This is a genomic window from Dickeya sp. CFBP 2040, from assembly GCF_012273755.1.
GTDB lineage: Bacteria > Pseudomonadota > Gammaproteobacteria > Enterobacterales > Enterobacteriaceae > Dickeya > Dickeya poaceiphila.
Window position 1 is genome coordinate 1 of sequence record NZ_JAAVXH010000040.1, and the last position, 10,234, is coordinate 10,234.

11 protein-coding genes and 1 pseudogene are annotated in these 10,234 nt (G+C 42.6%); all 12 read right to left on the bottom strand.

The genetic code is table 11. From position 1 onward, the window contains the following. Nucleotides 1–538, bottom strand: a 538-nt coding sequence (locus Dpoa2040_RS05785) for a hypothetical protein (protein ID WP_210423840.1), incomplete at its 3' end; no start/stop codon positions are given. A 95-nt stretch (nucleotides 539–633) separates the two neighbouring features. Next, a complete protein-coding gene (locus tag Dpoa2040_RS05790; protein ID WP_168640616.1) occupies nucleotides 634–1,680 on the bottom strand; it encodes a phosphotransferase enzyme family protein in 1,047 nt (348 codons plus the stop codon). Beyond that, complete coding sequence (locus Dpoa2040_RS05795) at nucleotides 1,677–2,468, bottom strand: hypothetical protein (protein ID WP_168640617.1); 792 nt, start codon at nucleotides 2,466–2,468, stop codon at nucleotides 1,677–1,679. The genes Dpoa2040_RS05790 and Dpoa2040_RS05795 overlap by 4 nt, the downstream gene beginning before the upstream one ends. Nucleotides 2,469–2,472: 4 nt before the next feature. Further along, nucleotides 2,473–3,339, bottom strand: a complete 867-nt coding sequence (locus tag Dpoa2040_RS05800; RefSeq protein WP_168640618.1) for a zinc-binding dehydrogenase — start codon at nucleotides 3,337–3,339, stop codon at nucleotides 2,473–2,475. Next, entirely contained in the window at nucleotides 3,339–4,034 is a 696-nt protein-coding gene (locus tag Dpoa2040_RS05805) for an HAD family hydrolase (RefSeq protein ID WP_168640619.1), read from the bottom strand. Before Dpoa2040_RS05805 ends, Dpoa2040_RS05800 begins: the two co-directional genes overlap by 1 nt. Before the next feature lie 19 nt (nucleotides 4,035–4,053). Beyond that, entirely contained in the window at nucleotides 4,054–5,130 is a 1,077-nt protein-coding gene (locus Dpoa2040_RS05810) for a hypothetical protein (protein WP_168640620.1), read from the bottom strand. Nucleotides 5,131–6,021: 891 nt separating this feature from the next. After that, nucleotides 6,022–6,237, bottom strand: a pseudogene (locus tag Dpoa2040_RS18360) (IS630 family transposase); the annotation flags it as partial. Nucleotides 6,238–6,795: 558 nt separating this feature from the next. Continuing rightward, nucleotides 6,796–6,924, bottom strand: a complete 129-nt coding sequence (locus Dpoa2040_RS18510) for a hypothetical protein (protein ID WP_371810582.1) — start codon at nucleotides 6,922–6,924, stop codon at nucleotides 6,796–6,798. A 70-nt stretch (nucleotides 6,925–6,994) separates the two neighbouring features. Then, entirely contained in the window at nucleotides 6,995–7,330 is a 336-nt protein-coding gene (locus Dpoa2040_RS05825) for a zinc-binding dehydrogenase (RefSeq protein WP_371810583.1), read from the bottom strand. A 164-nt stretch (nucleotides 7,331–7,494) separates the two neighbouring features. Next, complete coding sequence (locus tag Dpoa2040_RS05830; RefSeq protein WP_168640623.1) at nucleotides 7,495–7,989, bottom strand: GNAT family N-acetyltransferase; 495 nt, start codon at nucleotides 7,987–7,989, stop codon at nucleotides 7,495–7,497. After that, entirely contained in the window at nucleotides 7,986–8,279 is a 294-nt protein-coding gene (locus tag Dpoa2040_RS05835; protein WP_038921611.1) for a DUF1778 domain-containing protein, read from the bottom strand. The genes Dpoa2040_RS05830 and Dpoa2040_RS05835 overlap by 4 nt, the downstream gene beginning before the upstream one ends. 698 nt (nucleotides 8,280–8,977) lie before the next feature. Beyond that, entirely contained in the window at nucleotides 8,978–10,102 is a 1,125-nt protein-coding gene (locus Dpoa2040_RS05840) for a hypothetical protein (RefSeq protein ID WP_042868965.1), read from the bottom strand. Between the last annotated feature and the right edge of the window lie 132 nt (nucleotides 10,103–10,234).

Below are 10,234 nucleotides of genomic sequence, written 5' to 3' on the forward strand. Positions count from 1 at the left end.
AGATCCATTCTGGCGGCACACCCGATTTTATTAAAGCTTGCAAGAAACCGAAAGAATGTTCCAAAAAGTGGTCTCGGAAAATAAAGGCCCACTCCTTTATTTTCGAGTTACTATTAGGTATGAATTTTTCTATCAAGGGCATTGACATTTCGATTTCTAATAACTCGGCACTATTATATCTCTCCAGCACATTAGCAATGCGACCAATAAGTGGCATTACCCAGTTCGGTCTATCAGTTTCATTTCCCTTATGCAAAATAAGGATTTCGATACTACAATTGTTATCAAAAAGGTGCCTTTGCATTCCTGAAGATACTGATGGAATTTCTCGCCAGATAATTTCCAACCCCAGGTGTTCTGCTGCTGCATCCTGATAAATTATTGCATACCCTTCGGAGCAAGCCTTCAGATTTAGTTTATATTCCTTGATTAAATCATATAGCGCCGATGTGAACTCCTCATGGCTCAATGAGCCTTTTAGTGACTTCCAGAGGCAATTAGCTTCTACTAAATTCTCGTTCGTTCTTAATCTTTCCAAAATAAGTTCCTTTTCATAGTAGACATAATAAAAAATTAATTAACTCAATCATGAGAATATATTAATTGTCTGAGGCACTTAAGGAATGAGATAACTTAAATCCCTCGCAATACTTCTTCTATCTCTTCTATTTTTGTTAGCATGATGCTCACAGTTTGATGTCGAAGCTTCCAAAAACCGTCGAGATCATCCTGGAGGAGTGCTGGTTTTAAGTAATGTTGCTTAACACCATATAAGCTTTTAAGTAGCTGAAGGAGCGCAACTCTCCCACAAAAAATTATGTCATTAGCCGAAACATGTGGATTAGCATCTTTGTAAGCAGTGATAATCTCTTGAGCTATTTTTAGCCAGTTCGGATTGTTAGCTACTGTATTCGGGTAAAAAGCGATTCTTCCCAGATCATAGGATATGAAGAAAATCTCAGGAGGTCGAAAATCCAGAACTGCATTTATCTTATCGTTTTCAAAAAGCATATTAACAAAAGAATAATCACTGTGGATAATCTGTGTCCCCAAAACAGGCAATTCCGACATCAAAGGGGCAAACCTTTTTAGTTGCTCTTTTCTTTCATTCAGGAAAAATAAATTTTGTCTGTCAAAGTCATCCTCAATCCCTGATAATTTCCTCTTGTTAATAGCAAGGGTAATATCGTCTATATCGGACAATACGGCCAGGGGCGATATGTCCCTCCATCTCTGAGGCTTGCTATCAGTTATTTTTTTATAATGTAAGGAGGAAAACACGTTATGGATCTGGCCAAGAACCGCACCTACCTGCTGATATTGCTTAATATTAAGATTATCAGTGATAACTCGTCCTTCAACCCACTCCCAGAGCGAAATAGAAATATCTGAACTTTGGTCAATCCATTGATTTCGTATGTTGGGAATTACTCTTGCGGTGCGAACCCCTGCGGCTGAAGCAATTTCTGAAAGCTCAATACCAGCAGCTTCTTCTGCCAGATTTTCATGTCCGATATAGCGTTTGATAAAATATGAACGAGCAGTACACCTCATACGATAATTTATCGTTCCCTGGCCAATCTCCAGACGATTAATACTTTCTACATTGGTGATGTTATATCTTTTATCTAATATGCTAACCAGCTTATCAAGCTCGGTGGGGTTATTATTCTCGCTCATTTATATCCCTGCTTTTTTTTACACTGAGAATGCCAAAAATTCTCTGCTCGCCGATAAGCTGCAAATGCGGCACCTGTGGTTCGTTCCTTTCCTGTCCATTCAAATGCAAGCTCGATGTCATATGCACTTTTTTGGATTTTTATAGCAGCCAAAGCAGTAATCTGGTGCCCCACTCCCGAAAAACCGCCGCCAGAATCTGAGAAATGTATGACTTTTACATAAGGTAATAAGCAATCAACGAACTGTGATACCTCATCGACCCCTTGTATTTGACATGCCATATCTATCTGCGAACTATCGAAGAGCAAGCCAATTTTCTGTTCAGTGCAAACTTGTTTTAATCTCTCAATGTGACGACGGGAAAACCATTCAGGGTTATGCAGTTCGATAACGATCACCACATGATTGGCAATTGTGCTGATACACAGGTTTTCCCAATTTTCATTTTTTATGGCTGACGGAGCTAAAATCCGTAGATATTTTGCGCCAATGTTTAGTGCAATATCTTGAAGATGGCTACATTCCTCTTTTGCCTCCTGACTACCTTCTGCAAGGGATTCAAGAGTGATATCACTCGCCAGCATGGTAACGGGTATATCCCTGCCACATTCATGAATACACAGATCGAGCTCGCTCGGCTCAAGCTTGGTTAAACCATAACCTTTTGGCCCGCTACGAAGGTGTAAAAATGGGATATCCTCACGCCTTAGGTGCTGGAATAGCTCGTTAATAGCAATATTCTTCAATCCGATACTGTAGAAACCTAGCGCCTGGAATGCTGTATTCATCTCTTCACCATTGGAACATGATAAAAGGGCCAAATCGCTGATGAGTCCCGATACGCTCATATAACTCAGGTGCTTTTTCTCCTGGCCAATATGTACACATCTGTGACAATAGATTGTCCTTTACTGCACAACTTAGCCAGGAACATACCTGCTCAAACCGAGCTAAATAGTCTTCTGCTGAAGGTCGTAACTCATGCATACCCAATAGCGTTATTCCACGCCGATGAACTGCCAGTAGATCGAATGAATAGTCCTCTGAAGGGGTTCCCAGGACGCTAATGACACCGCCATCCTTTACTATTTCAAGTGCAGAAGATAAGTCACCAGTGCAATCATATACGACATCAAACATGTTTTTTCTGCAACTCGCCATAGAGTGCGTCCACGGCAGAAGTGAATGTGTATATTCAGGATGTTTTGAAACGACATGAATAGTATCTACTTTCTTCCGGGTTAATTCTAAAACACATCCGAATGCAACAGGCCCAGATCCTAATACAGCAGCTTGTCCGGAGTAAAATGTGTCAGGTAATAAATTAGCAGCTGCAATGAGTTGAAATCGACTGGCTGCAATATAATGAAGCGGTAATCTTTTCTCCACAGCCAACGCTCGGGGATTTTTCATTGCAGTCGCGTTCGTCGAACCATGTGGTGTTGGCAATATCCAGTGGCCATCATCACCTGCATCCACCAAATTCATATACCCAGCGAAGCTTGGTTCCCCGTTTTTTGTTTTTTTTAATTGCCGGGTTTCAGTACCAAGACTGACAACACTAGCGATAGAATGCACACTATCTTTAGATAACGTTGAGGGTGGGCAAAGTAATACCCTGCCTTTATCAAACAACACTCTTCCATGGTTTTTATCCATCACCAGTCATTCCCCGTCAATATATCACTCAGGCATGTTAAATCAGGAATTGATTTAACACCCCCTTCTTCTGTATGACCAATTAATAACCCATGCATGCCGAATCTCATTGGGCCTAGTACATCACGCTCTAATGAATCACCAATAAAAATCGCGTGGTGTGGCTTGCACCCTTGCTGAAATATATGATGCAAGACGATATCATAAAATGCTGAATCTGGTTTACCAACCCCCAGTTCAGAAGAGATTACTTCTGCAAAAAAAAATTCAGAAACGCCTGCATTTATTAATGTTTTCCTGCGTAACGCTGGTGGGCGACGTGTATTACATGCCAGCATCAATAAGTAGCCTTTTCCGGCAAGTGAATGCAGTAGTCTTTTTGTCTGCTCAGTAATCTCTCCATCGAGATACGATTGCCATAAAAACGTTTCGAATCCAACCAAAGAAGGTAAATTTATTGATAAATTCCCCGCAGCATTACGTATAATATCGCTCCATAAAGCAGGAGCACCTGTTAATTTATACTGTTGGAGTGCGTTAACGTATGATTCATAAACAGCAGACGAAAATACATTATCCGAAATAATTCCACAGTATTTTTCCAACGATAATAATACTGAAGAAAGATCCGGTGAAGATGAGTGCTTAGCCAGTGTTCCACCGAAATCAAATATTACACACCTGATGTCTTTCAATTCTATACCTGCTGTTATACTAATTAATTATCTTGGGCCAAACATGGTCAAAGACCGAAGGGACATCATAAGGCAATTTGAACATTGTTTTTTCAATAATACATTCCCTGGGGTCTAACACATCAGATTTCATTTCATCGCCAAACGTGAATATCCCAAACACATCCACCAAATAACGTATATCCTCTCCTGTTGCGCGGATACTATTGCAATGCTCGCTCAATTCCCAGACTATCTCCGGCACATCATCGCCGCCACTTCCGATTGTTGCTATTCTTAATTTTTTCCGCACATAACCGGTAAACTTTACCCCAAGGAGATCGGTTAATTCATCAGGGTCGAAAGCCAGCCGTTCTCCGCGAGGATGCATTTTACTGGCAAGGACCTCTCTCCTCAGTTTAGATTGAATGTCGTTCAGTTTTTCTTTTTCAAATATTTCACCCAACAGTGCTTTTCGAATACCTACTCTACGGGGCCAGCCTATAATATCCCACTCAGATTGAAGATCCGTTGGACGAATAAAAACGATATCGTCAGATAGAAACTCTGCCCCCTTCATTGATGCGGCAAGAATCGAGAGCGTTGACTTACCACTCCCTCGTTCTCCTGTGCAGACAATCGCTCTCTCTCCCATGGAAAAAGCACATGCATGCAACGGTATCCACCCCTGATCAATGAGAACAACACTAAAAATGTTTTTAATAATCCGAGAAAGCCATTTCCCGTTTGCAGCCTCCTGTGTTAATTCTATTCTTCTGGTATTTCTATTAATGTGAAGTAATGCACGTTGATCATTATTTTCGTCCAACAACCAAATAATCCCATCCTGGCTTGTTAATTTCTCTATATGCCATGGAAATGGGTCATCTATTCCTGCTCGGTAAACCCCCAGCAGACGAGACCGCGTTGGCCAATCGGCGACTAAAACATCTATAGTCAAGCTTATCGACCAGGAAAAAAAAGCATCATGATTGTCCGAAATATAAAAAGGGAGAGGCAGGTACTTTATCGCTTCACATAATTCTTTTTCACAACCAGAAAGTTTGATAGAAAAATCAGAACATCCGTTTATGCCAATCGACAATTCTTTATTCATTATAATTTACCGTGATTTCATTTGTTTTTATCATGAAGTAAAAAGCTTTGAATTTATACTTTCAACAATAAAATCAGAATTTCCTTTTAGCTCTACGGATATAATTTCCGATGAGAGCTTTGTGGCAATACGTTCCAGCGTTTGCCTTGTTTCCATAGTCAGAAATTGTTCCCCCCAACTTGAATTTTTCCTGCACAACACACGGGTAGCAGCCTGATAGACAAGCTGCGACAGCTTAGCCAGCGGCATATCCTGATAACGTGCTACCGCTTCATGCACATCAACAACCACGACCCCTCTTATTTTAATTCCCTCATAAGGGCCACCATGACATGCGTCAACTTCCCAGCGCACCTCCCCTTCAGGAAGTGGCAAGCGCGTTGGCTGCATTTCCTTATAAAGCGGCTGACGTGAGAGAACAGCTCTGGAACCCGCGATAACATCCCCCTCAGCGCCGATCAAACAAATGTCTCCCGCAACCTGCTGCCAGCCACATTGAATCATTTGTAGGGCGACCGTTGTTTTGCCAGCACCATAATCGCCCAAAAGCACAATCGCTTGCTGATTACGCGCAATTACACTCGCATGCAGGAACATCGCATTTTTTTCAATCGATTGATGGGCCAACAATGCCAGTATCCGCCTCCTGATTTCTGTATCGTTCACATCCTTCGCTACGGGTATATGGCGCCCATTTGATAACAGCTTTCTAGCACTTTCATTAAAATATTCTTTGTCTAAAATAGCGGTAATAACAGCGCCCGGAATTCGCTTCAGTAAATCCATACAAAGTAACGCAGTAAGCGGTATTCCGTATGCCTCAACAGAAAAGCATCCAACTTTTATGCACCAGCTAATAAACTTGCCACCGTTACTTAATATATCCCTGCTGTTTTCAGGTTTTAGTTTATGCTTGTTAGCGAACTCATTGATATGATAATTAACCATGGTTTCATTAAGATGCAAAGCCTGTGCGATCATGGACAAACTCCAACCTTCAGAGGCAAGGAGAACCACTTTTATTCGCTCACAAACCCATTCATCGCAACTGGCGTCATGGAGACATTCAAGTTCAGCTTTTTTTTCGTTGGTGATAAATACCTTCATAGCAGATGCGTATGCTCTCCTTGATCTGACCCTGTTGAATAAATCGCTCTTCTGTAATTTTTTGATGTTATAAGAGCTACCCACTATAATTGGTTAATTTATTGTTAGTGTTTTTTATTTTTTATAAAAACCAAAAAAATTCAATTGTTTCAACAACACCCTCACTTCATAAAATAAAAGATATTCAACGTTCACCAATATATTTATTCACAACAGCTATCGAGCAAAATCGGCCTTATCCAGTACTCAAATCCTTCATATATATTCCGGCAAGTCGTTTTTTTTGTGTGATATGAGTCTATAAATTATAAAAAACTGTTTTATTTATAATTAAACTGAGTTAATTATCATGAACATAATTAATATAAAAATAATTACCCAGACTTCCTTCTCACCCACTATCCCGTTCAATAAACGCCTAAATAGCTTCTCACATTAATGCTCCACTTATCATTGCGCGGCTCCAGAGCTGGCGGGATGTCATCTCTCACAAGTGTAGCGCTATTATGAGAAGCTATTTAGCTGAACTCGGACTGCCCTCAGGCAGACACTCCTGCACTATATTTTGTGCATAGCGGGAACTAATAATGGACACAATGAGTTACCCCTGAATTTATATAACCTCTCCGGAGCGCCATCGAATCCCATAGCTTGCAGCGTAGCGATATCACGGCGAATGGTGCGCAACGATACGCCAGTCTCGCGTGCCGGCGAAGCGCCTGTATAAGATCGAATAACCGATGACTGCGCGACACGCTTAATCCATCATGACAAGGCCCTTATCGCCGAGCCTGTGACCCGCTTCAAGAGCAGTGATAAACGGGATTGCTTCGCTCAATGGCACGATTTGGGCAACCGGGAGTCGCAGATTTCCCGCCTCCGCTGCGTGAGCGAGGCTATCGAGTATCTCAGGCCGGGAAGTGCGGACAATCGGCTTCAGCTGTCGATTGAAGATGGATAGCATGAACTTGCCTGGCGTCGGGTTAACATCAAGAAAAACGCCCTTGTTATACAACAAGCCAAGACCCACTGCGGTCGTCATCACGGCGGCCGCGTCGCAGACCACATCAAAATGTTCACTGAGCGTCGACAGATCGGTTTTTAGATAACACGCCTAAGTTTTCTCCATGTCCCCTACGCTACAACTACCAGAGACGTTCGCCCCAAGCATCAACTCAATCTGCATAGCACCTCCCCCACCACGCTATTTAGAACGAGCCATTCATTTTTTTGATGTTCACGGGTAAAATATCAATTTCAAATTGATAAGCTATCCACCAAATCTCCCAAAGTAACTATCAACATCATCGGATCGATCGGCGAAGGTTTAAACCCCACCCGTAGGTAAAAATCTCGCGCCTCATCAGACAGCGCATGAACCAACATCCCACGAATACCGATTGTATCCGCCACCTGAATCACCCGCAGCCCAGCATCCCGTACCAGAGCACGGCCAACGCCCTGACCATGTAATGACTTATCCACCGCCAGACGACCCAGTACCACTACCGGAATAGGATCGGGCATATTGCGGCGAAAACGTCCGGGGGCGGCATTCGTTGCTACAGCACTGGAGGCCAATGAGTAATACGCCAACACTTTTGAGTTATCGCAAGTGACGAAAGTTCGTGATGCGCCAGTAACCTGATTTTTCATCGCCCGTAGTTTTAGCCAGTTGTCCATAGACTCCACGCCGCAACAGAATGAGGAAAGTACATGTTCGGCGTGGAGTGGCTCAGGAGCGGAGATCATTTTTTCTGTTCCCACGGTGCAGGCGTTTGCATGGTTTTTCGCAGCGCGGCATTTGGTGCGGGAGCCTGATCCAAACGAGCAAGAAATTCTTGGTAAGCGTCTGGATCTGCCATAATGATGCGCTGATCGATCAACGCTTCCTCTGCGGCAGCACGGGCAGCTTCGAGGACAAAATCAGTGCGATTTTTTCCTCTGGCCTTCGCTGCACGATCAATAAGATCGCGTTCGGCAGGCTTGATGCGTAAATTCAATGTTTCTCGTTTAACAGAAACGCTATTCGTCGCTGGCATGATGTTATCCTCCGGTCTACTTTCTGGATATTAATCATACAGCAAACGTAACGCCAATGTCATTACGATTTATCGGCATCATAGGGAATCGAACCAAAGGAACGAACCGGGAATTTCTTTATCGCATTTGACCCATCATTCTGATCTATCTATGAAAACACGGGTCAACCCACGGGTCTTGACAACTAGTGCGATTAAAATTTATGCTACATTTCAACTTAATAGAAAGCTGAATGATCCCGAGTCCGGGCACCACTCATTTAAGGAACCCGCCCACAAGGCGGGTTTTTGCATTTCAGATTACGGATTATCCATCGAACGCCGTTCGATAGCTCGCATAGAGGATTTATTTAATCCCGATAACTTTTTTGGATTAGTCTGTGAAGGTTATAAGCTTGAAAATAATCTTTATCTTTGAATTGACATATTCCTCGCATCGTAAAACAGTTCGAGAACTTTTTTTTCAAATTCCGACAGGAAATTTATTAAAGCCAAGCCAGCAAGAGTCTTCCTCAACGGTATGAAAGAAAGAAATAAAATCCCGCTTAAGGAAGAAGAATTGGCCAGAAAAAATCAAAAGGGCTTTTTATATCCGGATCAAAACTGAAAGTTTTACGGAACCCTCAGCCTGGTTGGGGGTTTTCTATAGACAAAAAGCCGACAACATCTTCGTTGTCGGCTTGTTTTATCTGATGGTTTTAGCTGTTTTTCTGAATGGCCGCGATCAATCCTACAACGCCGCCGCGCGGATCATTCACTGTCGATAGCAAGCGGTAACCACCCTCATTGATATCCACACGGGTATTTCTGCCGTTATACATTTCGCGGAACAGGGAAGGGAGATCGACTGGACCGTTTATTTTCCGCATGTTTGTGCCGTTGTCATTGGTATAAGGTACGGCAAACTGGTGGGCGACTTTGATGTTATTGTTTCCATAAGACGAAAATATCATAACGCCTTCTGAACCCCTGAGACCCACATTTCTGTCACCAAAATAGATACCGCCAAAAATGCAGTTATCCGGGTCGCCTGCTTCGAAGAAATAACGCTTGCGAATTTGAATTAATGGCGAGTCGAGATCGCCATCTGCATGGTCTTCCATGAAATTAACCATGACGCCATGCTCCATATAGAGATCGCCACCAGAATTCTTCCAGTTATTTACAACCAGATGGTCGTCAGTATTATTGAAAACGACACCGAGGATCTTTTTCGGATTATCGATCAGAAGGTAGGTGATGATAGCGGTGAGGACAATGACCACAACCGTAATGGCGGTCTTGAGTCCGAGCTGAGTTACCCCGGTTCTACAAGCTTGCAGCAGCGTTTGCCCGCCTGTACGCCATGCTGACCATGTTAATTTAGCCCAAGCGGTGCCTACGCTAATCAACCCTGCGGAAATAGTTTCGACTGCAAGCTGGCCCGGCGTTTGTGCCTTTGACATCGCCTCAAGTCGCTTGCTGAGATTAAACACATAATTATAAACATCCGCGCCCTTATAACCGCAAATAATATTGTAGTTATGTTCAGTGACGCTAAAATTTGGTTCAATTTCTATCGCATCGCCCCTAAGAACGCTTTCGGCTAATGTGTCATATTGTCCGGTACGTGGCGCTATTCCAGCGTCTGCATCAAATTCATCAATACCCGCCAGAGCGGCTTCTAGTATTTTGGCACGAAGACGTTTAATCCGGTCTTCCTCAGAAATAGCCTCATTTGAAATGATAGATTTTAAATCAATGCTCCAATGTTGTTCGAGACTTTCAATAATTTCAGTGGCAACTTGCTTAGACGTTTTGTTGCTGAGATTGGTCAATTGCATTGTAATCTCCTGATATATTATATCGCACTTTACGTAGGTTTGATCACTTTACGGGTGACAAAAAAATAATAGTAGAAATAAAACCCGAAAAAGATATTTATTTAACTTATTAGTTTTCATGTGGTTAGTTTT

Excerpts from the sequence above, each read along its gene's own strand:
- Dpoa2040_RS05835 (WP_038921611.1), bottom strand. The coding sequence starts at position 8,279 with ATGCCAGCGACGAATAGCGTTTCTGTTAAACGAGAAACATTGAATTTA.
- Dpoa2040_RS05790 (WP_168640616.1), bottom strand. The coding sequence starts at position 1,680 with ATGAGCGAGAATAATAACCCCACCGAGCTTGATAAGCTGGTTAGCATA.
- Dpoa2040_RS05800 (WP_168640618.1), bottom strand. The coding sequence starts at position 3,339 with ATGGATAAAAACCATGGAAGAGTGTTGTTTGATAAAGGCAGGGTATTA.
- Dpoa2040_RS05830 (WP_168640623.1), bottom strand. The coding sequence starts at position 7,989 with ATGATCTCCGCTCCTGAGCCACTCCACGCCGAACATGTACTTTCCTCA.
- Dpoa2040_RS05795 (WP_168640617.1), bottom strand. The coding sequence starts at position 2,468 with ATGAATACAGCATTCCAGGCGCTAGGTTTCTACAGTATCGGATTGAAG.
- Dpoa2040_RS05840 (WP_042868965.1), bottom strand. The coding sequence starts at position 10,102 with ATGCAATTGACCAATCTCAGCAACAAAACGTCTAAGCAAGTTGCCACT.
- Dpoa2040_RS05810 (WP_168640620.1), bottom strand. The coding sequence starts at position 5,130 with ATGAATAAAGAATTGTCGATTGGCATAAACGGATGTTCTGATTTTTCT.